21 protein-coding genes are annotated in these 23,139 nt (G+C 71.8%); 6 read left to right on the forward strand and 15 right to left on the reverse strand.

The window, feature by feature from the left end; genetic code table 11:
- Window positions 1–63: 63 nt before the first annotated feature.
- From M0L44_RS01465 to M0L44_RS01475, 3 genes are read right to left on the reverse strand one after another with little or no spacing between them, the layout of a single operon-like run.
- On the reverse strand, window positions 64–1,434 hold the full coding sequence (locus tag M0L44_RS01465; protein ID WP_252767833.1) for an MFS transporter: 1,371 nt from the start codon (window positions 1,432–1,434) through the stop codon (window positions 64–66).
- Window positions 1,435–1,468: 34 nt separating this feature from the next.
- The gene (locus tag M0L44_RS01470) at window positions 1,469–2,263 is read right to left on the reverse strand and encodes an SDR family NAD(P)-dependent oxidoreductase (protein ID WP_252767834.1); all 795 of its coding nucleotides are present in this window, start codon (window positions 2,261–2,263) and stop codon (window positions 1,469–1,471) included.
- Between the two features lie 48 nt (window positions 2,264–2,311).
- The gene (locus tag M0L44_RS01475; protein WP_252767835.1) at window positions 2,312–2,884 is read right to left on the reverse strand and encodes an ester cyclase; all 573 of its coding nucleotides are present in this window, start codon (window positions 2,882–2,884) and stop codon (window positions 2,312–2,314) included.
- A gap of 126 nt (window positions 2,885–3,010) precedes the next feature.
- On the opposite strand from M0L44_RS01475, the gene M0L44_RS01480 reads away from it, so the two are divergent.
- The gene (locus M0L44_RS01480) at window positions 3,011–3,940 is read left to right on the forward strand and encodes a LysR family transcriptional regulator (protein ID WP_252767836.1); all 930 of its coding nucleotides are present in this window, start codon (window positions 3,011–3,013) and stop codon (window positions 3,938–3,940) included.
- Window positions 3,941–3,967: 27 nt separating this feature from the next.
- On the opposite strand, the gene M0L44_RS01485 is transcribed toward M0L44_RS01480, so the two are convergent.
- Both M0L44_RS01485 and M0L44_RS01490 read right to left on the reverse strand, forming a co-directional pair.
- A complete protein-coding gene (locus M0L44_RS01485) occupies window positions 3,968–5,113 on the reverse strand; it encodes a GGDEF domain-containing protein (protein ID WP_252767837.1) in 1,146 nt (381 codons plus the stop codon).
- A gap of 96 nt (window positions 5,114–5,209) precedes the next feature.
- Entirely contained in the window at window positions 5,210–5,437 is a 228-nt protein-coding gene (locus tag M0L44_RS01490) for a DUF3079 domain-containing protein (protein ID WP_252767838.1), read from the reverse strand.
- 327 nt (window positions 5,438–5,764) lie between these two features.
- On the opposite strand from M0L44_RS01490, the gene nirB reads away from it, so the two are divergent.
- The 5 genes from nirB (at window position 5,765) to M0L44_RS01515 (ending at window position 12,873) form a co-directional block, all read left to right on the forward strand.
- Window positions 5,765–8,305, forward strand: a complete 2,541-nt coding sequence (gene nirB, locus M0L44_RS01495; RefSeq protein WP_252767839.1) for a nitrite reductase large subunit NirB — start codon at window positions 5,765–5,767, stop codon at window positions 8,303–8,305.
- A gap of 17 nt (window positions 8,306–8,322) precedes the next feature.
- Window positions 8,323–8,667 carry a nitrite reductase small subunit NirD gene (gene nirD, locus M0L44_RS01500; RefSeq protein WP_252767840.1) on the forward strand — a complete coding sequence of 115 codons (345 nt, stop codon included), beginning with the start codon at window positions 8,323–8,325 and terminating at the stop codon, window positions 8,665–8,667.
- 63 nt (window positions 8,668–8,730) lie between these two features.
- A complete protein-coding gene (locus M0L44_RS01505; protein WP_252767841.1) occupies window positions 8,731–10,050 on the forward strand; it encodes a nitrate- and nitrite sensing domain-containing protein in 1,320 nt (439 codons plus the stop codon).
- Between the two features lie 250 nt (window positions 10,051–10,300).
- Window positions 10,301–11,113 (forward strand): formate/nitrite transporter family protein, encoded by an 813-nt coding sequence (locus M0L44_RS01510; RefSeq protein ID WP_252767842.1) that lies wholly within the window; start codon window positions 10,301–10,303, stop codon window positions 11,111–11,113.
- 17 nt (window positions 11,114–11,130) lie between these two features.
- Complete coding sequence (locus M0L44_RS01515) at window positions 11,131–12,873, forward strand: bifunctional protein-serine/threonine kinase/phosphatase (RefSeq protein WP_252767843.1); 1,743 nt, start codon at window positions 11,131–11,133, stop codon at window positions 12,871–12,873.
- Here M0L44_RS01515 and M0L44_RS01520 read toward each other — a convergent pair.
- The 10 genes from M0L44_RS01520 to M0L44_RS01565 all read right to left on the reverse strand — a co-directional run bounded on the left by M0L44_RS01520 (window position 12,850) and on the right by M0L44_RS01565 (window position 23,035).
- Complete coding sequence (locus M0L44_RS01520; protein ID WP_252767844.1) at window positions 12,850–13,965, reverse strand: dipeptidase; 1,116 nt, start codon at window positions 13,963–13,965, stop codon at window positions 12,850–12,852. The two genes, M0L44_RS01515 and M0L44_RS01520, sit on opposite strands and share 24 nt — an antisense overlap.
- Window positions 13,953–14,315 carry a DUF1304 domain-containing protein gene (locus M0L44_RS01525; RefSeq protein ID WP_252767845.1) on the reverse strand — a complete coding sequence of 121 codons (363 nt, stop codon included), beginning with the start codon at window positions 14,313–14,315 and terminating at the stop codon, window positions 13,953–13,955. Before M0L44_RS01525 ends, M0L44_RS01520 begins: the two co-directional genes overlap by 13 nt.
- Before the next feature lie 53 nt (window positions 14,316–14,368).
- Entirely contained in the window at window positions 14,369–15,349 is a 981-nt protein-coding gene (locus tag M0L44_RS01530) for a tellurite resistance TerB family protein (protein ID WP_252767846.1), read from the reverse strand.
- A gap of 73 nt (window positions 15,350–15,422) precedes the next feature.
- Window positions 15,423–16,706, reverse strand: a complete 1,284-nt coding sequence (locus tag M0L44_RS01535) for a cobyrinic acid a,c-diamide synthase CobB (protein WP_252768059.1) — start codon at window positions 16,704–16,706, stop codon at window positions 15,423–15,425.
- A gap of 28 nt (window positions 16,707–16,734) precedes the next feature.
- Window positions 16,735–17,781: a nicotinate-nucleotide--dimethylbenzimidazole phosphoribosyltransferase gene (gene cobT, locus M0L44_RS01540; protein WP_252767847.1), complete on the reverse strand. Its 1,047-nt coding sequence runs from the start codon at window positions 17,779–17,781 to the stop codon at window positions 16,735–16,737.
- A gap of 37 nt (window positions 17,782–17,818) precedes the next feature.
- Window positions 17,819–18,448, reverse strand: a complete 630-nt coding sequence (gene cobO / locus M0L44_RS01545) for a cob(I)yrinic acid a,c-diamide adenosyltransferase (protein WP_252767848.1) — start codon at window positions 18,446–18,448, stop codon at window positions 17,819–17,821.
- A gap of 32 nt (window positions 18,449–18,480) precedes the next feature.
- Entirely contained in the window at window positions 18,481–19,296 is an 816-nt protein-coding gene (locus M0L44_RS01550; RefSeq protein WP_290429026.1) for an ABC transporter ATP-binding protein, read from the reverse strand.
- On the reverse strand, window positions 19,293–20,318 hold the full coding sequence (locus M0L44_RS01555) for a FecCD family ABC transporter permease (protein WP_252767849.1): 1,026 nt from the start codon (window positions 20,316–20,318) through the stop codon (window positions 19,293–19,295). Before M0L44_RS01555 ends, M0L44_RS01550 begins: the two co-directional genes overlap by 4 nt.
- 7 nt (window positions 20,319–20,325) lie before the next feature.
- Window positions 20,326–21,129, reverse strand: a complete 804-nt coding sequence (locus M0L44_RS01560) for an energy transducer TonB (RefSeq protein ID WP_252767850.1) — start codon at window positions 21,127–21,129, stop codon at window positions 20,326–20,328.
- A gap of 43 nt (window positions 21,130–21,172) precedes the next feature.
- On the reverse strand, window positions 21,173–23,035 hold the full coding sequence (locus M0L44_RS01565) for a TonB-dependent receptor domain-containing protein (protein ID WP_252767851.1): 1,863 nt from the start codon (window positions 23,033–23,035) through the stop codon (window positions 21,173–21,175).
- Window positions 23,036–23,139: the final 104 nt, after the last annotated feature.

Here is a 23,139-nt window from a genome sequence, read left to right on the forward strand (position 1 = left end):
GGGCATCGGGCGCAGGGGTGGACACGGGCGGCAGTCTATCCAGGCGCCGCATCCCGCCCCGCCTCAGCGTCGCAGCACCTGCTGCCCGGCCTGGGCCGGCAGGTGCCAGCTGTCCACCAGGGCCAACAGCGCCAGGGCCGCAAGCAGCCAGAACGCGCCTTGGAAGTCCGCCACGCTGGGCTGCCCCGCGGACGTGCCATGCCACAGCCCGGCCACACTCAAGGCCAGGGCCCCCACGGCAATGCCCATGCTGGCATTCATCTGCTGCAGCACAGAAAACAGGGTGGTGGCGTCGCGCATCTGGGCCTCGGGCACGTCGGCAAAGCCCAGCGTGTTCAGCGCTGTGAACTGCATGGAGCGGTTCATGCCGCTGACGAAGAGCAGCACCGCCATCCAGCCCCGCGGGGTCTCGGCCTGCAACGTGGCGCAGGCGGCAAAGCCCAGGGCCAGCAACAGGCCATTGCCCACCAGCATCCGCCGAAAACCGAAGCGCCGCATGAGGGCGGTGGTGGCCGGCTTCATCGCCAGGTTGCCGGCGAACAACCACAGCAGCATGGCCCCGGCGTCCACGGCCGACCAGCCGAAGCCGATCTGGAACATCAGCGGCAGCAGGAAGGGCGCAGCCCCGATCGCAGTGCGGGAGAGCGAGCCCCCCAGCGCGGTGACCCGGAAGGTGGTGATGGCCAGGGGCGCGAGGCCGAACAGGGGGTGGGCGGCCCGGCGCAGGTGCCGCACGCTCCAGGCCAGCAGGCCGGCGCCCGCGGCCAGGGTCAGCGCCCAGGCGGCTGCGGGACAGTCCGGCCTGCTGGCCAGTTCGATGCCGCCCATGAACAGCGCAAAGCCCAGGCCACTGAGCACAAAGCCCACCGCGTCGAAGCGGGCCACCGCGGGCCGGGAAGGCGGACCCCAGCGCAGCAAGGCCACCCAGGCCATGAGCCCCAGCGGCAGGTTGAGCAGGAAGATCCACCGCCAGCCCCAGTGGGTGCTGATCCAGCCGCCCACCGGAGGGCCCAGGATGAAGGCCACCAGGCCGGGCCAGGTCAGGATGGCGATGGCCCGCACCAACTGGCTCTTGGGCAGGCCGCGCAGCACCAGCAGTCGGCCCACCGGCACCATCATCGCCCCGCCGATGCCCTGCAGCGTGCGCGCCAGCGTGAAGCTCCACAGGCCCTGGGCCGCGGCACAGGCCGCCGACGCCAGGGTGAACAGCACGATGGCCCAGGCAAACACCCGGCGCGCGCCGAAGCGGTCGGCCGCCCAGCCGCTGATGGGAATGAAGACCGTCAGTGCCACCAGGTAGGCGGACACGCCCACGGACAGATGGGCCGCGGCCTCGCCGAAGTCCGCCGCCATCGTGGGCAGCGCCGTGGTGATCACGGTGGCGTCCAGGTTCTCCATGAAGTAGGCCCCCGCCACGAGCAGGGCCACGGCCATGAAGTGGTCCGGGCGCCCGAGAGGGCGCCCGGCTTCAGACAATGTCGTCCACCACGCCGCCATCCACCCGCAGCGCCGCGCCGGTGGTGGCCGAGGCCTGCGGCGAACAGACGTAGACCACCATCGACGCCACCTCGTCCACCGTGGCCGCGCGCTGGATGATCGAGCTGGGGCGCTGCGTGCGCACAAAGCCGTTGAAGACCTCTTCCAGCGACTGGCCGGTGCGGGCCACCTCGTCCTTGAGCATCTCGGCCACGCCGTCGGACAGCGTGGGGCCCGGCAGCACGGCATTGACCGTCACCCCGCTGCCGGCCACCCGCTTGGCCAGGCCGCGCGAGAGGGCCAGCTGCGCCGTCTTGCTGACGCCGTAATGGATCATGTCGGCCGGGATGTTGCGGGCCGACTCCGAGGCGATGAACACCACGCGGCCCCAGCCCTTCTGCACCATGGCCGGCAGCAGCGCCCGCGACAGGCGCACGCCGGACATGACGTTGGTCTGCCAGTAGCGCTCCCAGATGGCGTCGTCGGTCTCGAAGAAGTCCTGCGGGCCGTAGATGCCGGCGTTGTTGACCAGGATGTCCACCGCCGGCACGGCCGCCAGCAGGGCGTCGGCACCGGCGGCGTCGCTGAGGTCGGCCACCGCGCCGCGCAGGCGGGCCCCGGGCAGGGCGGCCCGCAGCGACTGCAGGGCCCGGTCCACCGTGGCGGCGCTGCGGCCGTGCAGCACCACCTCGGCGCCGCTGTCGGCCAGACCGCGGGCGATGGCATGGCCGATACCGGCCGTGGAAGCGGTGACGAGGGCCACGCGGCCCGTGAGATCGATGTTCATGGGAATGCTCCTGAAGGTGAGAGTGTGACGTGAGGCGGACCGACCCGCTCAGAGGGCCACCAGGCCCATCTGCTGCAGCAGGGTCAGGTTGTCCTCGAGGTGCCAGTTCTCGGCGATGCGGCCATCCTGCACGCGGTAGATGTCGGTGGCGATGAAGTCGATGGCCTGCCCCTGGCCGGCGCGGCCGTGGAACTGCCCGCTGAAGTGGCCGGTGAAACGCAGATGGGACACCACCCGGTCACCGGAGACGATCATCTGCGCGATCTCGCAGCGCAGGTCGGGCACGGCCTGGCGAAAGCCCGCCGAGGCCGCCAGCGGCCCAGCCAGCCCCTGGGCGCGGCCGGGCGGCAGGGTGCGGTCCATGAAGTCCGGCGCCAGGGCGGCCCGGGCCAGCGCCTCCTCGCCGGTCGACCAGAAGCTGCCGTAGCGGCGCGCAGCCAGGATCTCGCGCTCGGCCTGGTTCCGGTCCAGGTGGGCATCCACCACCAGGGTGCGGGGCTGGATCAGCGCCTCCTCGGCGTGGGCGGGGCCGGCCAGGGCCAGCAGAGCGGCTGCGGCGGCCAGGGCGGCCGCGGTGGTCAGAAGGGTCAGCCCGGCGGGCCGTGAAGAAAGGCGGTGCATGTCGATGCGCTCCCTCGGAGTGGGTGACAGGAAGAGCCGGGATCCGGCATGGGGAGCAACTTTGATTTAACGTACTCACGAGATAAAGAACGCCATATCTCAAATACTTTCTTCACAGGCAAGAAGATGATCCGCATCGACGATCTGCAGGTCTTCGTCCAGACCGCCGAGGCCGGGAGCTTCTCGGCCGCAGCCCGGCAGCTGGACCTCACCCCGGCCCTGGCCAGCAGCGCGGTGCAGCGGCTCGAGCGCGAGCTGGGCCTGCGCCTGCTGGTGCGCTCCACCCGCAGCATGCGGCTGTCGGAGGAAGGCGCGCGCTACCTGCCCCATGCCCGCGCGGTGCTGGCCGCGCTGGCAGCCGGCCAGGAGGCGCTGGACCAGGGCCGCGCCGAGATCGCCGGGCCGCTGCGCCTGTCGGTGCCCTCGGACCTGGGGCGGCAGGTGCTGCTGCCCTGGCTGGACGCCTTCCAGGCCGAGCACCCCCGGCTACAACTGCAGCTGCGGGTCAGCGACCGCTTCACCGACCTCTTCCGCGCCGCGGTGGACGCCGGCATCCGCTACGGCCAGCTGGCCGATTCGGGCCTGGTCTCGCTGCCGCTGGCCGCGGACAACCGCCGCATCGCCTGCGCGGCCCCGTCCTACCTGGAGCGCCACGGCCGCCCGGCCACGCCGGCGGAGCTGCGGCAGCACAACTGCCTGCGCTATGTGATGGGCGAGCACACCCACGAGCGCTGGAGCTTCCACCTGCCCTCGGCCCAGGGCGGCCTGCAGACCGTGCCGGTGCACGGCGATCGGGTCAGCGACGACGGCGAGGTGGTGCGGCGCTGGGCGCTGTCGGGCCAGGGCATCGCCTACAAGTCGGCGCTGGATGTGGCCGAGGATCTGCGCACCGGACGCCTCGTGAACTTCTTTCCCCTGGACTGGGGCGAGCCCGCCCCGCTGCAGATGGTCTGCCCGGACCGGGCCAGCCTGGGCCCGGCCATCCAGCGCCTGCGCGACTTCCTGGTGGCGCGCTGCCAGACCGTGCTGAGCAGCCTGCCTGGCCCGGCCGACTGAGGGCCGACCTCGCCGGACCGGTGCGGTTCAGATGCCGGCCAGGTCCGCGGGCACGGCCTCGGTGCCCGTCACGCTGGCGGCCACCACCCGGTTGCGCCCCTGGCGTTTGCCTTCGTACAGGGCCGCGTCGGCACGGCGGATCACATCTGCAAACGAGCCGGCGCGCAGGGACTGCGCCACGCCGATGGTGACGGTCAGACGGACCGGCTCCCCATGGGCGCCCAGGGCGTCGTCGGCGATGGCACTGCGCAGGCGCTCGGCCAGCTGCACGGCCTGGGCCTCGTCGGTGTCGGCCAGCAGCAGCAGAAACTCCTCGCCGCCCCAGCGGGCCACCACGTCCGAGGCGCGGGCGGTGCGCGAGATCAGATCGGCCACATGCCGCAAGGCCTGGTCGCCGATCTCATGGCCCCAGGTGTCGTTGACGCGTTTGAAGTGGTCCACATCCAGCAGCACCACACTGAAGGGCCCGCCCTGGGGTCGGTCCAGCAGACGGGCCACCAGGGCCTCGCCGGTGGCCTGCACATGGCGGCGGTTGAACAGCTGCGTCATCGGATCATGCAGCGCCAGACGCACCATGGTGCTGTGCTGGCGGCTCACCAACGTGAAGAAGTGATAGACCAGCACCGCGGGCGCCAACCCCAGGGCCAGCAGGTTGATGTCCCGCAGACGCTGGAGGATCTCCGGGGTCGGCAGCTGCTGCGGTTCGGTGGCGGCCCGTTGTGCCCACCGTGCCGCGCTGGCCGCATCCAGCCACAGGGTCAACAGACAGGCCCCGGCCACCAGCAGCACCTTGGCCCACGGCGGCAGTCGCCCCGAGGTGACCAGGACCGGGGTGTAGGCCAGCAGCAGCGCGTGAAACAGGGCCGCGGGCCCATAGGTCAGGGCCAGCGCACCGATTGACACGGTGCAGGTGCTGATCAGCAGCAACAGCGCGCCGATGAAGCCCGGGTAGGAAGCCTGCCGCCCGAACCACGGCTGCAAGGCCACGGCCAGCAAGGCGATCAGGCCATGGTGCCACCAGTGCGGATCACCGACCCGCCACAACGCCACGGCATAGACGCAGGCGACGCAGGCGATGACCACCGCCGATCCGCGGATCGTGGTCCGGAAATTCTGGCGGATGAATTCGGAGGCCTCGTCGGGCACGAGGCAGCTCGGATCAGACAGGCTCACACGGCAGCACTCCAACCCCACGACGTCCTCGCCTGCGCTTCTGCGAGCACCAGGTCACGCTCGCTGGCAGTGTAAAGGCGCGCCGGGCGGGCCGGTTCAATCCCCGGCTGGCGATGATGGGGACGTGGTAGTTCCGTCCGGGGACGTCCGGTCAGCCTCGGTGGGGGGCACCCACTCGGCCCAGTCGGGACCGAACAGTTCCTCGGGATGCTGGGTGCGGTCGGAGCCGTTGCCGCAGGCCATGGCGTTCGCCGGGCAGTAGCGGTCACAGCCCCAGCAGGTCCGCTCGGGGTGGGCAGGGTGGAGCGGAAAACGCTTGGCCATGGCGGCAGTGTGCGCCCCGCGGGAGCGGGGCCGCTTGATGTTGGGCAAGCCGCCCAGGCCGCACCAGGCTGGGGCAAGGCGCCCAGGACCGGCCCGCTCCTGCACCGCGCCGGACCTGTTTCCCGCCTGCGCCCGATCCCGTCCCCGGTCCCAGGCCTGGCCAGGATTGGCATCCAAGTTGCTTCAGTGCTGGTCGAGACCCCCGGGGTGCTGCTGCCCCGCCCTCACCCGCTAACGACGGCGGTTTTCTGTTGGCACCGGTTCGCGCCGTGTGCCCCTCCCGATGTGCGCACGCTGGGCGTGTGCCGCTTCCCTTCGGAGCACAACATGAAGATCGTCGTCGCCGGCCACGGCATGGTGGGCCACCAATTCCTGCAAAGCCTGGCCGAGACCGGCCTGAAGGACGTGCAGGTCACCGTCCTGTGCGAGGAACCCCGCCCCGCCTACGACCGGGTCCACCTCTCCGAATTCTTCGCCGGCAAGTCCGCGCAGGACCTGTCCCTGGTCGAGCCCGGCTTCTTCGAGCGCAGCGGCTTCGACCTGCGCCTGGCCGCCCGTGCCGCCAGCGTGGACCGCCGGGTGCGCACCGTGACCACCGCCGAAGGCGAGGTGCTGCCCTACGACGTGCTGGTGCTGGCCACCGGCTCGGTGCCCTTCGTGCCGCCCATCGCCGGCCGCGAGCGGACGAACTGCTTCGTCTACCGCACGATCGACGACCTGGAGGCCATGCAGGCCGCCAGCACCAAGGCCCGGCGCGGCGTGGTGGTGGGCGGCGGCCTGCTGGGCCTGGAATGCGCCAAGGCCCTGCGCGACCTCGGCCTGGAAACCCATGTGGTGGAGTTCGCCCCGCGCCTGATGGCGGTGCAGGTCGACGAGAGCGGCGGCCGCGTCCTGCGCGAGAAGATCGAGGCCCTGGGCGTGCACGTGCACACCCGGCGCAGCACCACCCAGATCACCGACGGCGCCGAGCACCGCCACCGCATGGTGTTCGAGGACGGCAGCCACCTCGAGACCGACCTGATCGTGTTCTCCGCCGGCATCCGGCCGCGCGACGAGCTGGCCCGCCAGTGCGTGCTGGCCATCGGCCCGCGCGGCGGCGTGGTGATCGACGACCACTGCCGCAGCAGCGACCCGCATGTCTACGCCATCGGCGAGTGCGCGTCGTGGAACGAACAGACCTTCGGCCTGGTGGCCCCGGGTTACGAGATGGCCCGCGTGGCCGCGCGCCACATCGCTGGCGAGGCCTCGGCCGCCTTCGCGGGCGCCGACATGAGCACCAAGCTCAAGCTGATGGGCGTGGACGTGGCCAGCATCGGCGATGCCCATGGCAAGACGCCGCACTGCCGCAGCTTCTCCTTCACCGATGAGCTGAACGGCATCTACAAGAAGATCGTCGTCAGCGAGGACGGCCGCCAACTGCTGGGCGCCGTGCTGGTGGGCGACGCGGCCGAGTACGGCACGCTGCTGCAGATGGCCTTGAACGGCATCGCCCTGCCCGAACACCCCGAGGCGCTGATCCTGCCGGCCAGCGATGGCCAGGCCAAGGCCGGCCTGGGCGTGGACACCCTGCCCGACAGCGCGCAGATCTGCTCCTGCAACAACGTCAGCAAGGGCCAGATTGCCCAGGCGGTGGCCGACGGCGCCACCACCATCGCCGCACTGAAGGCCGGCTGCAAGGCCGGTGCCACCTGCGGCGGCTGCGTGCCCCTGGTCACCCAGGTCATGAAGGCCGAGATGGCCAAGCGCGGCCTGGCGGTCAACAACCACCTGTGCGAGCACTTCCCGCACTCGCGTCAGGAGCTGTTCCACCTGATCCGCGTGGGCCAGATCAAGACCTTCGAGGACCTGCTGGCCCAGCACGGCCAGGGCCTGGGCTGCGACATCTGCAAACCCGCCGCCGCCAGCATCTTCGCCTCCTGCTGGAACGACTTCGTGCTGCAGCCCGAGCTGGCCCCCCTGCAGGACAGCAACGACTACTTCCTGGGCAACATCCAGAAGGACGGCAGCTACTCGGTGGTGCCGCGCATGCCCGGTGGCGAGGTCACGCCCGAGGGCCTGATCGCCGTGGGCCAGGTGGCGAAGAAGTACGGCCTCTACACCAAGATCACCGGCGGCCAGCGGGTCGACCTGTTCGGCGCCCGCGTCGAGCAGCTGCCGCTGATCTGGGAGGAACTGATCGCCGCCGGCTTCGAGAGCGGCCATGCCTATGGCAAGAGCCTGCGCACCGTGAAGAGCTGCGTGGGCAGCACCTGGTGCCGCTACGGCGTGGCCGACAGCACCGGCCTGGCCATCGCGCTGGAGAACCGCTACAAGGGCCTGCGCGCGCCGCACAAGATCAAGTTCGGCGTCTCGGGCTGCACCCGCGAATGCGCCGAGGCCCAGGGCAAGGACGTGGGCATCATCGCCACCGACAAGGGCTGGAACCTCTACGTCTGCGGCAACGGCGGCATGAAGCCACGCCATGCCGAGCTGATCGCCAGCGACCTGACCCAGGACGCGCTGATCCGCCTGATCGACCGCTTCCTGATGTTCTACGTGCGCACCGCCGACCGCCTGCAGCGCACCAGCACCTGGCGCGACAACCTCGAAGGCGGGCTGGACTACCTCAAGGGCGTGCTGCTGCGCGACACCCTGGGCCTGGCGGCCGAGCTGGAAGCCCAGATGCAGCAGGTGGTGGACCGCTACCAGTGCGAATGGAAGACCGCCGTCACCACGCCGGCCGTGCGCCAGCGCTTCCGCAGCTTCGTCAACAGCGCCCAGCCCGACGAGCACATCGTGTTCGTGCAGGAGCGCGGCCAGATCCGTCCGGCCCGACCGGAAGAGCGTGCCGGCGCCACCCCCGCGGCGTCCACCGATCTCACCGTCTGACCCAGGAGCCCCGAACCATGGACACCCTCGTCTCCCATTGGACCGCCGCCTGCGCGGTCGACGACATCCTGCCGGACACCGGCGTCTGCGCCCGCGTGGACGGGCGGCACATCGCCATCTTCCGCGTCGGTCAGCACCAGTTCTTCGCCATCGACAACGTGGACCCGAAGGCCGGTGCCAGCGTGCTCTCGCGCGGCCTGGTGGGCAACCTGGGCGAGCACCTGGTGGTGGCCTCGCCGCTCTACAAGCACCACATCGACCTGCGCACCGGTGTGTGCCTGGAGTCGCCCGACTGGTCGGTGCGCAGCTACCCGGTGCTGGTGGAGGATGGCCGGGTGCTGGTGAACGCCGCGGCCGCCTGAGGGTTCCGGCCGGCCCCCATCTTGCGGACAATCGGGGCACCACTGCCCCGAGCCGCCCGCCCCATGCCGCTGTCCGCCTCCCCCTTCGTCCTGCGTGCCAAGCAGCTGGACATCGACGCCGTGCGGCACCTGGCCGCACGGGTGGAACTGGTCACCGTCATCGGCCAGCTGATCCACGCCCTGCAGCGCGAACGCGGGGCCTGCAGCATCTTCCTGGCCTCGCATGGTCTGCAGTTCAACGAGCAGCACCTGAATGCGCAGCAGGCGGCCACACCGCTGGAGCAGCAGCTGCGCAGCCTGTTCGACGCCCAGCTCGACCCCGCCCAGGGCGCCACCGCGCGGTTGCTGTCCCTGATGGCCTGGGTGCTGCTGGACCTGGACGCCCTGCACGAGCTGCGCCGGCAGATCGATCGCTGCCAGCCCAGCGCGCACGACAGCGTGGCGGCCTTCAGCCGGGTCATCGCCGGCCTGGTGGAGCTGGTCTTCCACCTGGCCGACAGCACCGTCCACCCCGGGGTGTCACGGCAGCTGGTGGCCTTCGTCCACCTGGTGCAGGGCAAGGAGGCCGCCGGCCAGGAACGCGCCGTGGGCGGCCAGCTCTTCGCCTCGGGCCAGGCCCTGCCGGTCGAGCAGGAGCGCATCACCCACCTGATCGACGCCCAGGAACGCAGCCTGGCGGTGTTCGAGGAGTTCGCCGATCCGGCCCTGCGTGCGCGCTGGCAACAGCTGCAGCTCACCCCCACCGTGGCCCAGTTGGAACGGCTGCGCCGCACGCTGTGCACGGCCCGCCCCGGCGCCGCCCTGGATGCCCAGCTGAGCGGGCGCTGGTTCGAAGTTGCCAGCGAGCGCATCACCGACCTGTGGCAGCTGGAGACCGAACTGGTGCAGGACCTGCGCCAGGCCTGTGCCCGGCAGCTGCTGCAGCTCCAGCAGGAGCTGCAGGACGCCGAGGGCCTGGTCCAGCGGCTGCGCAACACACCGCCACCGCACACCCATGCGGTGGTGGAATTCTTCGGCATCTCGGGCCACCCGGGCACGGTGCCGCTGCTGGCCCAGCCACCGGGCGAGGCCCCGCCCGACACCCAGGCGCGCGATGCCCAGGCCATGTCCTCCATGGTGGAGCTGCTGCAGGCCCAGACGGCCCGTCTGGCCAGCGTGGAAATGGAGCTGGAGGCCGCCAAGCGCGCCCTGCACGAACGCAAGATCATCGAGCGCGCCAAGGGCGTGCTGATGTCGCGCATGGGCCTGTCGGAAGAGGCCGCCTTCCGCGCCCTGCAGAAGACTGCGATGGACCAGAACCGCCGCCTGCTGGACGTGGCCGAGGCCACGCTCTCGCTGCCGGACCTGGCCTTTGCGCGCCCGCCCGCGCCCGCGGCGGACTGACGGCAGCCCCGCCTACACGCCGAATTTGGCACGCCGCGTGCTTGTGGTGAGGCCATCAAGCTAACGGCGGCTTGAATCCACCCCTGCCGGCCGCTGGGCTGCCTGCAGGTGGTGCGCGAATGTGTGGACAAAGGCGTCCATGCCTGCAACCGGTGCAAACCGGTCCAGGTGTGGGCGCCTTTTTTCATGCCCGGCTGCCGCCGGCATGGGCCGCACTGTCTCCTCCATGTCTGTCCTGAAGGAACCCACCATGGCCTACCTCGCCCCCGCCGAATTCGTGACCAAGATGGTCGATGCCGGTGAATCCAAGCTGCTGATGTCCACCCGCGACACCCTGATCCGCGCCTACATGGCCGGTGCCATCCTGGCGCTGGCCGCGGCCTTCGCGGTCAGCGTCAACGTCAACACCGGCAACCCGCTGATCGGCGCCCTGCTCTTCCCGGTGGGCTTCTGCATGCTCTACCTGATGGGCTTCGACCTGCTGACCGGCGTCTTCACGCTGGCCCCGCTGGCCGTGTTCGACCGCCGCCCGGGCGCCACCTGGGCCGGCGTGCTGCGCAACTGGGGCCTGGTCTTCGTCGGCAACTTCGCCGGCGCGCTGACGGTGGCCGTCTTCATGGCCATCATCTTCACCTTCGGCTTCACCGAGGCGCCCAATGCCATCGGCCAGAAGATCGGCAGCATCGGCGAGGCCCGCACCGTCGGCTATGCAGCGCACGGCGCGGCCGGCATGCTGACGCTGTTCATCCGTGGCGTGATGTGCAACTGGATGGTCTCCACCGGCGTGGTGGCCGCGCTGATGTCCACCTCGGTCTCGGGCAAGGTCATCGCGATGTGGATGCCCATCCTGGTGTTCTTCTACATGGGCTTCGAGCACTCCATCGTCAACATGTTCTTGTTCCCTTCGGGCCTGATGCTGGGCGGCCACTTCACGCTGATGGACTACTTCCTCTGGAACGAGATCCCCACCGTGCTGGGCAACCTGGTGGGCGGCCTGAGCTTCGTGGGCGCCACCCTCTACGCCACCCATGTGAAGACGGCGCCCAAGCGCGTGCTGGCCTGACGGGCCAGAATGGCCCCATGCCCCAGGAACTGCGCGTCTCGATCGGCCAGCACTCGCTGGCCGGGCCCAAGCCGGTCAACCAGGACTTCCATGGCGCGGTGGTGCCCACCGGCCCGAAGCTCGCCACCCAGGGCGTCGTGCTGGCACTGGCCGACGGCATCAGCAGCAGCCGCGTCAGCCAGGTGGCCAGCGCGGCCGCGGTGCGCAGCTTCCTGGAGGACTACTACGGCACCGCCGAGACCTGGACGGTGCGCCGCGCCGGCCAGTGCGTGCTGGAGGCCACCAACGCCTGGCTGCATGCCCAGACCCGCCGCAGCGACGCCCGCTTCGACCCGGACCGCGGCTATGTCTGCACCTTCAGTGCGCTGATCCTGAAGGGCCGCGAAGGCCACCTGCTGCATGTGGGCGACAGCCGCATCTACCGCCTGCATCCCCAGGCGCTGGAAGCCCTGACCCAGGATCACCGGGTGCGCCTGTCCTCGGCCGAAAGCCACCTGGCCCGGGCGCTGGGCGCGGACGCCGCGGTCGAGATCGACTACCGCAGCTGGCCGCTGGCCGAGGGCGAGGTCTACCTGCTGGCCACCGACGGCGCCTACGAACACCTCATCGCGGCCGACGTGCACGCCGCCCTGGCCCGGCACCCGGCCGATCTGGAGGCCTGTGCCGCGGCCCTGACTGCCACCGCCCTGGCACGCTGCAGCCAGGACAACATCACGGTGCAGCTGGTGCGCATCGAGTCCTTGCCACCGGCCGAAGCCCAGGCCGCGGCGGACGCACAGCGCCACCTGTCCTTTCCGCCGCCGCTGCAGGCGCGCATGCGCTTCGAGGGCTACACCCTGCTGCGCGAACTGCACACCAGCGCCCGCAGCCAGGTCTGGCTGGCCACCGACGACGCCAGCGGACAGCCGGTGGCCCTGAAGGTGCCCACCCAGGACCTGCGAACCGACGCCCAGGCCATTGACCGCTTCCTGCTGGAGGAATGGGTGGCCCGGCGCATCGACCACCCCCATGTGCTCAAGCCGGCCAGCGGTGAAGGCGACGCGCGGGTGCGCCAGCACCTCTTCGTGGCCATGGAGCACATCGACGGGCAGACGCTGGCGCAGTGGATGCGCGACCACCCCCGGCCCGGCCTGGCCGAGGTGCGGCCCTGGGTGCAGCAAATCGCCGCGGGCCTGCAGGCCTTTCACCGCAAGGAGATGCTGCACCAGGACCTGCGGCCCGAGAACCTGATGATCGACCGCACCGGCACGCTCAAGCTGATCGACTTCGGCTCGGTGCATGTGGCGGGCCTGGCCGAGGCCGGCCTCACCGAGCGCGACCCGGCGCTGGCCGGCACGCTGCAGTACCTGGCGCCAGAGTACTTCGTCGGCCAGCCGCCGGGCGTGGCCTCGGAGCTCTTTTCGCTGGCGGTGCTGACCTACCAGATGCTCAGCGGCCAGCTGCCCTACGGCCTGCAGGTGCCCCGGCTGCGCAGCCCGCGGGACCTGGCCGGCCTGCGCTACATCCCGCTGCGCCAGCACCGGCCCGACCTGCCGGCCTGGCTCGACACGGTGCTGGCCAAGGCCCTGCACCCGCAGCCCGCGCGTCGGCACGAAGCCCTGTCCGAGTTCACCCACGCGCTGGCTGCCCCGGACCCACGCTGGGCCGAGCCGGCCCGCGTGCCGCTGATCGAGCGCCACCCGGTGCGGTTCTGGCAGACCGTCAGCGCGGTGCTGGGCCTGACCCTGCTGGGGGTTTCAGCCGCCTGGATCCTGCGCTGAAGGGCACCACACCTCGCCAAACAGCCGCAGCGCATTGCCGCCCAGCACGCGGTCAACGACCGATGCGCCATGCCCGGCCCGGCCAAGGGCATCGGCCAAGCGCTCGAACTGGGACGGGCCTGTTGCGTCCGGCAGGAACAGACACACCTCGGGATCCTCGTCGGCCGAGGCCAGCCCGGCGGCCTGGCGGGCGCGCACCGCCTCGCCCAGAAAGCGCCGGTAGTTGTCCACATCGTCGACCGCCGTCAGCGTGCCATCGGTGCCCACGCCCACATGCTCGGTGCCGGCCACCTGCAGTGCATGGTCGATGTGTCGCACCAGGTCCTCCAACAGGGGCTGGCCCGCAGCACGCAGGAACGGCATGGCGTACAGGCCCACGACACCGCCGGCGTCGGCCACGCGCCGCAGATCTTCGTCCGCCAGGTTCCGGCGATGGTTCGCCAGGGCGCGACAGCCGGTGTGGGACACGATGACCGGGCGCTGGCTGGCCCGCACCGCCTCGGCCAGCGTCCGATCGCCCGCGTGGCTGAGGTCGATCAACACGCCCTGGGCGTTCATCGCCTCGACCATAACCTGCCCCAGCGCCGTGAGGCCGGTGTCTTCGTTGGCCAGGCAGCCGCAGCCCACGGCATTCACGCCGTTGTATGTCAGTTGCATCACCCGCACGCCCTGCGCCGCACAATGGGCCACCCGCAGGGGGTCAGCCCCCAGCATCTCGGTGTTCTGAAAGCCCAGCAGCACGCCCACCTGGCCCGCAGCCCGGCTTTCCACCAGATCGGACACGCCATCCACCTGACGCCAGGGGCTGTCCGGCCGGTCCAGAAACTGCCGCCACCGGGCCAGGTCGTCGCAGGTCTTCTGCCAGGCATCCCCGGGCCCCGTCACATGGCCCACAGTGATGCAGACCGCGGCCAGACCCGATGCCCAGGCATTGGCCTGGGCCCGCGCATCGACCCGGCCCGGCCCCTCGGGCGGCAGCTGCGACCAATCGCCTCGGCGCGCGGCCTCCAGCGCCAGGTTGGGGTTGGCCAGGCTGCCCTGCAGGTTGATCCAGGGGCTGGCCGGTCGCCGCAGCGCGCTCAGCCCATCCACACCAGGCCCAGGCCCACCAGCGCCGGCAGGGCCTGGATGTAGAGGATCTTGCGGCTGGCAGTGGCGGCGCCGAACAGGCCGGCCACCAGCACGCAGCCCAGGAAGAAGAATTGCAGCGGACGCGCCAGGGCCTGCGGGGCCAGCAGGCTCCACAGCAGGCCGGCGGCCAGGAAGCCGTTGTACAGGCCCTGGTTGGCCGCCATCACCTTGGTGAGGGCCGCGCGCTCGGGGCTCAGGCCGAAGGCCTTGCGGCCCATGGGCTTGTCCCAGAGGAACATCTCCAGCACCAGGAAATAGAGGTGCAGCAGGGCCACCAGGACCACCACCGCAGAGGTCAGCAAAGTCAGCATGGAGATGTCTCGCTGGAAATCGTTGTGGGAATGCGTGGTGAAGCGCGCCTGTGTCAGCGCTTGAGGGCACGGCCCAGGCGCTTGCGCACCTGCTGGCCGGTGGATTCAATGTCCTGCAGCAACCCGGGCAGGCGTTCGGCCACCTTGGCCGCCGTGCGGACCACGGCCTGTCCCCCCGTGCTCAGCCCCTTGCCCACCCCCTGCTGCAGGCTGCTGCCAGCCGCTTGCGCGCGGTGGCGGGCCAGCATCCAGGCCTTGGCCAGTTCGCCCGGGGGCGCCTGGGCCAGCAAGGCGGCCACCTCGTCCAGGGCCGCGGCCTCCTGGGGGGTGACCGGGCCGGCGGCTTCCAGCATCTGCCGCAGGCTCTGCACTACATCGGCGGCAATGGCCGCATGGTTGCAGTCGGGGTTGGCATGCAGGAAGACACTGCGCTCGCGAGCCATGCGGGCCAGGTCACCGGCCGAGGCCTCGCCGATGATGCGCACGATGGCCTGGTTGACGAAGGCCTCGTCCAGGCCCCACTCGCGCACCAGGTGCTGTTGCAGGTGATCGAGTTCGGCCCGCTCGATCTGGCCGTCGACCGCCGCCATGCGGATGGCCAGCGGGGCGATGAGGTCGAAGATCGCCAGGCCCAGCTGGTCCAGCGGTGTGTTCAGGTAGCGCGGGATCTCGATGACGCGCTCACCGCGCCGGTTGCCCAGCAGACGGTAGAGCCCATAGCAGGCACCGCCCGAGGCCAGCGCCGCGAAGGCCACCCAGCCGATGGGCGTGGCCGCCGTGCCCAGGCCCACCGCCCCCAGCAGGCCGCCGGGCGCGAAGAAGGTGGAGGCCACCAGGCTGGACTTGGCCACCGCCGCCCCGGTGCCCGCCGCGCCCAGCACATCCCAGATCTCCCGCGCCCGGTTGACGGCCCGCAGCGAGGCATCGGCCTGCTCGCCGATGGCCAGCTTGGCCTTGAAGCGCAACTCGTCGGCCACGACGCGGCTGGCCTCGATGGCCGGCATGGCGGTGGATGGGGATGGGGTGTCGGTCATGGTGGAGGGACACGGACGCGGTCCGCCGAGTGTATCGACGCCCCCCGCGTCCGTCCTCCGGGACCGCCCGGGCTCAGACCGAGAACCAGCGCGCCACCGCCGCCGGGGCGCTGGGGAAGTAGGCGTGCAGGAAGCTGGCCTGCAGGCGGCCCTGGCGGTGGACCGCCTCGGGCTGGCCGTGGTGGCGCTGGGCCTGGGTGTGGGCCAGTGGGGGCAGCGGGCTCTCGAAGCGGGCGTGGTGGAAGGTGTGGCCGCGCACCGTGCCCTCGGGCAGTTCCGCGGCGTGCAGGCCCAGGTTGACCAGGCGCGGGCTCATGCGCGCCTCGCCGGGCAGCAAGCCCCAGCCGGCATGGCGGGTGCCCTGGGCATCGGTCAGCCCCTCGGCCAGGGCCAGCATGCCGCCGCATTCGGCCACCAGGGGCAGGCCGGCGGCGTGGTGGGCCTGCAGGCTGCGGCGCGTGCGCTGGGCTGCGGCCAGGGTGGCGGCGTGCAGCTCGGGGTAGCCGCCGGGCAGGTAAACGGCGGTGGCGCCTTCGGGCACCGGCTCGTCGGCCAGGGGCGAGAAGAAGCACAGGCCCGCGCCCAGGCGCTGCAGCAGCTGCACATTGGCCGGGTAGAGGAAAGCAAAGGCCGCGTCCTGCGCGATGGCCACGCACTGCCCGCGCAGCGGCGCGCGCTGGTACACGGCCTGCTCGTCGGCATCGGGCTCGGGCCGGCCCCAGTCCACCTCGGGCGGCAGCGGCAGGTCCAGCGCGGCCAGGGCATCGGCCGCGCGGTCCAGCCGGGCGTCCAGGTCGGCCAGCTCGGCCGCCTGCACCAGGCCCAGGTGGCGCGAGGGCAATTCAAAGCCTGCCTCGCGCGGCAGCGCACCGTACCAGGCCAGGCCCGGCGGCAGGCTCTCGCGCAGCATCTCGGCGTGGCCGGGGCTGCCCACGCGGTTGGCCAGCACGCCGCTCACCGACAGTCCGGGCCGATACTGCTGCAGGCCCAGGGCCAGGGCGCCGAAGGTCTGGGCCATGGCCGCGGCCTCGATCACCGCCAGCACCGGCAGGCCGAAGGTCTGGGCCAGGTCGGCGCTGCTGGGCCGGCCGTCGAACAGGCCCATCACGCCTTCGACCAGCACGATGTCATGGTCCTGCGCGGCCTCGGCCAGCAGGCGCCGGCAATGGGCCTCGCCGCCCATCCACAGGTCCAGCTGCCAGCAGGGCTGGCCGCTGGCGCGGGCGTGGATCATCGGGTCCAGGAAGTCCGGCCCGGTCTTGAAGACCCGCACCCGCAGGCCCTGGCGCGTCCACCGCCGGGCCAGGGCCGCGGTGACGGTGGTCTTGCCCTGCCCGGAGGCGGGTGCGCTGACCATCAGCGCGCGGCAGCGCTCACCCACGCCCTCAGTCCTTGTTGGAAACGCCGGCCGACTCGAAGCTGGCCATCTCGTTGAGGAAGGCCACGGCCGCGCGCACCAGACCGTAGGCCAGCACCGCGCCGGTGCCCTCGCCCAGGCGCAGGTCCAGCATCATCAGGGGCTGGGCCTGCATGGCCTGCAGCATGGCCTGGTGGCCGCGCTCGGCCGATTGGTGGGCGAAGACGGCATAACCCAGCACCTCGGACGCCAGGCGCGAGGCCACCAGCATGGCGCTGCTGGTGATGAAGCCGTCGACCAGCACCAGCATACCCGCCTCGGCCGCGCCCAGCATGGCGCCGGCCATCATCGCGATCTCGAAGCCGCCGTACTCGGCCAGGGCCTGCAGCGGCTGATCGCGCAGCGCGCCGGTGCGTGCGGCCGCGCGGGCCAGCACCGCCTGTTTGCGCTGCAGGCCAGCCTCGTCCACGCCGGTGCCGCGGCCGGTGGCCACGTCCAGCGGCACGTCGGCCAGCTTGTGCAGCAGCAGCGAGGCCGCGCTGGTGTTGGCAATGCCCATCTCGCCGAAGGCCACCACATTGCAGCCCTGCTCGCGGGCCTCGCGCATCAAGGCGCGGCCCCGCTCCAGGGCGGCCACGGCCTGTTTGGTCGTCATGGCCGGCTGCACCGCGCTGTTGGCGGTGCCCGGGGCGATCTTGGCGTGCACCAGGCCCGGCACCTCGCCGAAGTCGTGGTTGACGCCGGCATCCACCACCTGCACCGCCAGGCCCTGGTCGCGCGCCAGCACATTGACCGCCGCGCCGCCACCCAGGAAGTTCATGACCATCTGCCAGGTCACGTCCTGCGGGTAGGCGCTCACGCCTTCCAGCGCGATGCCGTGGTCGCCGGCAAAGACGAACACCTGCGGCTGCGACAGCCGGGGCGTGAGGCTCTGCTGCACGCGGCCGATCTGCAGGGCCAGGGCCTCCAGCCGGCCCAGGGCGCCCAGCGGCTTGGTCTTGGTGTCGATCTTGTGCTGCAGGGCGGCGTCCAGCGCGGTGGACACGGGGGGGATGCGGACGATGAAGGCGGTCATGGCGTGGACTGGTGGAGTGAAAGTGGGGCGGCCGGGTTCAGAACTCGATGCCCGGCTGGGCGCGGATGCCCTGCTTGAAGGCGTGCTTGACGACCTTGATCTCGCTGACGGTGTGGGCGGCCTCGACCAGCTCGGGCGGGGCGCCGCGGCCGGTCACCACCACATGCTGGCCCGCGGGCCGCGCGGCCAGGTCGGCCAGCACCGTGGCCACCGGCAGGTAGCCGTGGGCCAGCACGATGTTGAGCTCGTCCAGCACCACCAGGTCGATGTCCGGGCGCTGCAGCAGGCCGCGGGCGATGGCCCAGCCGGCCTCGACGCGTTCGACGTCGCGGGCGCGGTTCTGCGTCTCCCAGGTGAACCCTTCGCCGGTGACGTGGAACGCCACCTCGTCGGGGAAGCGGCGGAAGAAGCGCTCCTCGCCGGTGGGGATGGCGCCCTTGATGAACTGCACCACACCCACGCGCCCGCCGTGGCCCAGGGTGCGCGCGGCCATGCCGAAGGCCGAGCTGCTCTTGCCCTTGCCGGGGCCGCTGAGCACCAGCAGCAGGCCGGTGTCCTGGTCGGCTCGGGCGATGCGGGCATCGACGGCCGCCTTGTGGCGCTGCATCTTGGCCTTGTGGCGGGCTTCGCCGTCCTCGGGCGAGGTGGGGGTGTCGGGGTTCGCCATGGGATCTTTCAACAACGGTGGCGGCGTGGCGTTCAAGCCGGCAGCCACCAGCGGCGGCCGTCGATCTCGCGGCAGCGCAGGGGGTGGCCGAAGGCGGCCGAGAGCGTGTCCTCGCGCATCACCTGCTCGACCGGGCCGGCCAGCGCCGTGCCGCCCTGCCCGTCCAGCAGCAGCGCATGGGTGGCCACGCGCTGGGCCAGGCTGAGGTCGTGCACCGAGACGACCAGGGCGCGGCGGCCGGCGCGCACGTCCTCGGCCAGCAGGTCCAGCATGCGCAGCTGCTGGGCCAGGTCCAGGTGGGCCAGGGGTTCGTCCAGCAGGGCCAGCGGCGGGTCCTGCGTCAGCAGGGTGGCCAGGGCCACGCGCTGGCGCTCGCCGCCGGAGAGCGTGGTCACGTCGCGGCCCTCGAAGCCGGCCAGGCCCACGCGGGCCAGCGCGGTGCGGGCCAGCGCGGTGTCGGCCTCGCCCTCCCAGTGCCAGCGCGACAGATGCGGGTGGCGGCCTTGCAGCACCACGTCCAGCACCGGGGCGGGAAAGGCGTCCACCACCTGCTGGGGCACGTAGCCGCGCCAGCAGGCCAGCTCGGCCAGGGGCCAGGCCGCCAGCGGGTGGCCGGCCACCGCCAGCGTGCCCTCGGCCGGGGGCCGGGCGCCGGCCAGGGTGCTGAGCAGCTGGGTCTTGCCCGCGCCGTTGCGGCCCAGCAGCACCCAGCACTGGCCGGCCTGCACCGCCAGGTCCAGGCCGCGCAGCAGCCAGCGCGCGTCGCGGCCGGGCCCGGGCACCTGCACGCCCAGGCCCTGCGTCTGCAGCAGCGGCGCCCCAGGAATGGCGGCCGGGGAGCGGCTCATCCGCGCCCCCGACGACTCAGCAGCACGATGAAGGTGGGCGCGCCCACCAGCGCGGTGATGACGCCCACCGGCAGTTGCAGCGGGTCCACCAGGGTGCGTGCCAGCGTGTCGGCCGCCAGCAGAAAGACCGCGCCGGTCAAGGCGCTGGCGGGCAGCAGCAGGCGCTGGTCGCTGCCCAGCAGCAGGCGCAGCGCATGCGGCACCACCAGGCCGACGAAGCCGACCGAGCCGGCCACCGTCACCGCAGTGGCGGCCGCGGCGGAAGCGCTCAGGTAGATCAGCGCCCGCACCCGCCGCACCGGCACGCCCAGCATCTGGGCCGGGCCGGGGCCGCGCAGCAGCAGGTTCAGGTCGCGGCCGAAGGGCAGCAGCAGCGCCAGCAGCGCCAGCGGCAGCAGCAGCACCGGGGCGGGCACATCGGTGCCGGAGAGGTCGCCCATCATCCAGAACAGCATGCCGCGCAGCTGTTCGCTGGGCGCCAGGCTCAGCACCAGGCTGACGCCGGCCATGGCCATGGACGACAGCATCACGCCGGTCAGCAAAAGGCGCGGCGTGCTGTCCTGGCTGCTGGCGGCCTCCAGCCGGCCCAGGTCGTGCCGGCCCAGCAGGAAGACGATGGCGACGGCCGCCAGCGCCCCGGCGAAGGCCCCGGCCTGCACGGCCAGGAAGCTGCAGCCCAGCGCCAGCATCAGGAGCGCCCCCAGCGCGGCCGAGCCCGACAGGCCCAGCACATAGGGGTCGGCCAGCGGGTTGCGCAGCAGCACCTGCATCAGCGCGCCCGAGAGCGCCAGCAGCGCACCGGTGCTGAGCGCGGCCAGGGCGCGCGGCAGGCGCAGCCGGTGCAGGATTTCGGAGGCCATGCTGCCGTCGGGCTGCCACAGCAGGCGCGGCAGGTCGGCCCAGGCCAGGGCGTCGCTGCCGCTGGCCAGGGCCCAGGCCAGCACCACCAGGGCCAGGGCCAGCAGCAGGCCCAGCACCCGCAGGGTGCGGGCCGCCGTCAGGGGGGAACGGGTGGCGTTCATGGGCAGATCAGCGGGTGTCGGCCTGGGCCACCCAGCGCACCGGGGCGTCCAGGCGGAACTGCAGGGCCACGCGCACGGTGCTGGCCACGGCCTGCCCGTCCTGGCGGGCCGGCTCGAAGCGCCACAGCCGCACCGCGTCGCGCGCGGCGATGTCCAGCAGCATGACGCCCGAGCGGGCGTCCCAGCGCACCGCGCTCACGCGGCCCTGGGCATCCACCTCGACCGCCAGGCGCACCAAGCCTTCCAGGCCGTCCTCGCGGGCGGCTTCGGGGTACGGCGGCAAGGCATTGCCCGGCAGCGCACGGGCGGCATGGTTGACGCCGGCGGCGGCCGCCAGCGTGGGCGCGGAAGCGGCGCTGGCCGCCTTCTCACCCGAAGGGCCCGCGACGCCCGCGGTGTGAAGCGGCGCAGACACCGGGCCCGGGGACGCGGCCGCCATCACGGGGAGGGCCTGGGGGAGCCTGTCCGCGGCAGCCATGGGCGCCGTGGCTGCCGGTGTCCGTGTGATGGGCAAGGACGACCCGCCGTCCCGCAGGTCCCGGTCCCCGGCCGACTTCGGCGGCGGCAGGGCTCGCAGCGGGCTCGGTGCCGGCACGGCGGGGGCCGCGGCCAGGGCCGGCAGCGTGACCATCACCAGTTGCCCCAGGGGCGCGGCGGGCTCAGGGGCTGGCCGCCCACCCGCGCCGGGGCCCCAGACCGCCGCGGCCAGCACGCCATGCACCAGCGCCACCGCCGCCAGGGCGGTCACGCGCCGGCGGCCCGTGCCGCAGGCCGGACGGTTCGAAGGCGGGGGCACGGTCGCGAAGGGCATGGTGCGCAGGCGGCGGGCGGACCGGGAGGACGCGCTCAGCCGATCAGAGGGCCGGCGTCCAGCGCAGGGTCACCTGGCCTTCGCGGCCCGGCGCGCTGTAGCCCTGGGCCGTGGTGTAGTGCTTGTCGCCCAGGTTGTTCACCCGCGCTTCCAGGCGCCACTCGGGCGTGAAGGCCCAGCTGCCGAACACGGCCACCAGGCCGTAGGCCCCCATGGCGCTGCTGGCGGGTTCTCCGGGCGCATCGAAGCGGCGGCCCACCCAGTCAAGGTCGGTGCCCACCTGGGCCGGGCCGGCGTTGTGGCTCAGGTGCAGGCCGCCGAACACCCGGGCGCGACGCGGCAGCAGGTCGTTGTCTTCCGTGTTCAGCGGGGCCTGCCAGGTCAGGTTGGCCTTCAGGCGGGTGTCGCGGTCGATGCGGGTCGACAGGTTCAGGGCCAGGCCACGGATGCGGGCGTGGCCGGTGTTCATCGGGGTGTAGATGAAGTTGTTGGGATCGGTCTCCACCCAGGTGATCAGGTTGCGGATCCGGTTCTGGAACACGGTGGCGCTGACCAGGGTGCTGCCGGCAGTCCAGTCCAGACCCGCCTCCAGATTGCGACTCTCCTCGGGCTTCAGGTCGGGGTTGCCAGAAGAGCCATAAGGATCGACGTAATAGAGGGCGTTGAAGGTCGGGGCATGGAAGGCGCTGCCCCAGCTGGCGCGCAGGCGCCACTGGCTGTCCAGCTGCCAGCCCCAGCCCAGCTGGGCGGTGGTGTGGTGGCCGAACTGGCTGTTGCGGTCCTCGCGCACATCGGCCTGCAGCGCATGCTCGCCAATCTGCCCCTTCCAGCCCACCAGGCCGCTGCGCACGGTGCGCTCGTCCACGGCGTAGTCGGTGGTGCTGTCCACGCTCTGCTTGAGCCACTCCAGGCCCACGGTGGCCGTGCCACCAAAGGCGGCCAGGCGGTTGAGCCAGCTGGCCTGGTCTTCGCGGGTGTCGAAGGTGCTCGGGTAGTTGCTGTGGCTGTTGGACTGGTCCAGCGAGCGGGCGATGCTCAGCTCGCTGCGCCAGCTCTGGGCCAACTGACCGTTCCAGTGCGCCCCCAGGGACTGGGTGACGGTGTCGGCGTAGCTGTCGCCAGTCGGACCATCGTCGATCCGGCCCTTGCTGGCGCTGCGCAGCCACTGCACGCCCACCTCGTGGTCGGCATTGAGCTGCTGGGTCAGGCGCAGCTGGCCGCCGCGCTGCAGCAGGCCGTCGCGGTCGGGGTTGTAGTTGTAGGTGTTGTCCGGCGTGGTGGCGTTGATGCCGTCGGTGCTCAGGTAGTTCAGGCCCAGCGAAAGCTGGGTGCCTTCGCCCAGGGCGGCGGCATAGCTGGCCGCGGCCTGGCGCAGGTCGTGGCTGCCGGTGGTCAGGGCCACGGAGGCGCCTGGCGAACGCTTGGCGCTCTTGGTGAAGATCTGGATCACGCCGCCGATGGCGTCGGAACCGTACAGGCTGCTGGACGGTCCGGGCAGCACCTCGATGCGGTCGATCAGGGCCAGGGGAATGGATTCGAAGGACGCGGTGCCCAGCGTGGCCGAGCCGATGCGGACACCGTCGATCAGGACCACGGTGTGGTCGCTGTTGGCGCCGCGGATGAAGACGCTGCTGCTGCTGCCCAGGCCACCGTTCTGGGTGATCTCGACGCCCCCCAGGGTGCGCAGCAGGTCGGTGACGGAAGCGGCACCGGACTGGCGGATGTCCTCGGCGGTGATGACGGTGACCGGCCGCACGGCCTGCGCAGCCGATTCGGGCATGCGGCTGGCAGTGACGACGTAGTCGGTCGTGTCGGAGGTGGGAAGGTTCGTGCCCGCGGTCTGGGCGTGGACGAACACGGGCGCGAACAGCGCCACGGCAAGCGCGACAGGTGTGCGCAGGAACATGAGAGGACTCGCTCGAACAGAGCCGGCAGCTGGCGGCGGCGGGCCTGTTCAGCAGGCAGCACACCGGACACGACAGCCATCGCGGCCACGCGACGACCGGCTTC

The sequence above is a fragment of the Ideonella oryzae genome (assembly GCF_024055665.1).
GTDB lineage: Bacteria > Pseudomonadota > Gammaproteobacteria > Burkholderiales > Burkholderiaceae_C > Ideonella > Ideonella oryzae.

Coding starts and splice junctions, on each gene's coding strand:
- M0L44_RS01465 (WP_252767833.1), bottom strand. CDS start 1,434: ATGGCCGTGGCCCTGCTCGTGGCGGGGGCCTACTTCATGGAGAACCTG.
- M0L44_RS01470 (WP_252767834.1), bottom strand. CDS start 2,263: ATGAACATCGATCTCACGGGCCGCGTGGCCCTCGTCACCGCTTCCACG.
- M0L44_RS01475 (WP_252767835.1), bottom strand. CDS start 2,884: ATGCACCGCCTTTCTTCACGGCCCGCCGGGCTGACCCTTCTGACCACC.
- M0L44_RS01480 (WP_252767836.1), top strand. CDS start 3,011: ATGATCCGCATCGACGATCTGCAGGTCTTCGTCCAGACCGCCGAGGCC.
- M0L44_RS01490 (WP_252767838.1), bottom strand. CDS start 5,437: ATGGCCAAGCGTTTTCCGCTCCACCCTGCCCACCCCGAGCGGACCTGC.
- nirB (WP_252767839.1), top strand. CDS start 5,765: ATGAAGATCGTCGTCGCCGGCCACGGCATGGTGGGCCACCAATTCCTG.
- nirD (WP_252767840.1), top strand. CDS start 8,323: ATGGACACCCTCGTCTCCCATTGGACCGCCGCCTGCGCGGTCGACGAC.
- M0L44_RS01505 (WP_252767841.1), top strand. CDS start 8,731: ATGCCGCTGTCCGCCTCCCCCTTCGTCCTGCGTGCCAAGCAGCTGGAC.
- M0L44_RS01510 (WP_252767842.1), top strand. CDS start 10,301: ATGGCCTACCTCGCCCCCGCCGAATTCGTGACCAAGATGGTCGATGCC.
- M0L44_RS01515 (WP_252767843.1), top strand. CDS start 11,131: ATGCCCCAGGAACTGCGCGTCTCGATCGGCCAGCACTCGCTGGCCGGG.
- M0L44_RS01525 (WP_252767845.1), bottom strand. CDS start 14,315: ATGCTGACTTTGCTGACCTCTGCGGTGGTGGTCCTGGTGGCCCTGCTG.
- M0L44_RS01530 (WP_252767846.1), bottom strand. CDS start 15,349: ATGACCGACACCCCATCCCCATCCACCGCCATGCCGGCCATCGAGGCC.
- M0L44_RS01535 (WP_252768059.1), bottom strand. CDS start 16,706: ATGGTCAGCGCACCCGCCTCCGGGCAGGGCAAGACCACCGTCACCGCG.
- cobT (WP_252767847.1), bottom strand. CDS start 17,781: ATGACCGCCTTCATCGTCCGCATCCCCCCCGTGTCCACCGCGCTGGAC.
- cobO (WP_252767848.1), bottom strand. CDS start 18,448: ATGGCGAACCCCGACACCCCCACCTCGCCCGAGGACGGCGAAGCCCGC.
- M0L44_RS01550 (WP_290429026.1), bottom strand. CDS start 19,296: ATGAGCCGCTCCCCGGCCGCCATTCCTGGGGCGCCGCTGCTGCAGACG.
- M0L44_RS01555 (WP_252767849.1), bottom strand. CDS start 20,318: ATGAACGCCACCCGTTCCCCCCTGACGGCGGCCCGCACCCTGCGGGTG.
- M0L44_RS01560 (WP_252767850.1), bottom strand. CDS start 21,129: ATGCCCTTCGCGACCGTGCCCCCGCCTTCGAACCGTCCGGCCTGCGGC.
- M0L44_RS01565 (WP_252767851.1), bottom strand. CDS start 23,035: ATGTTCCTGCGCACACCTGTCGCGCTTGCCGTGGCGCTGTTCGCGCCC.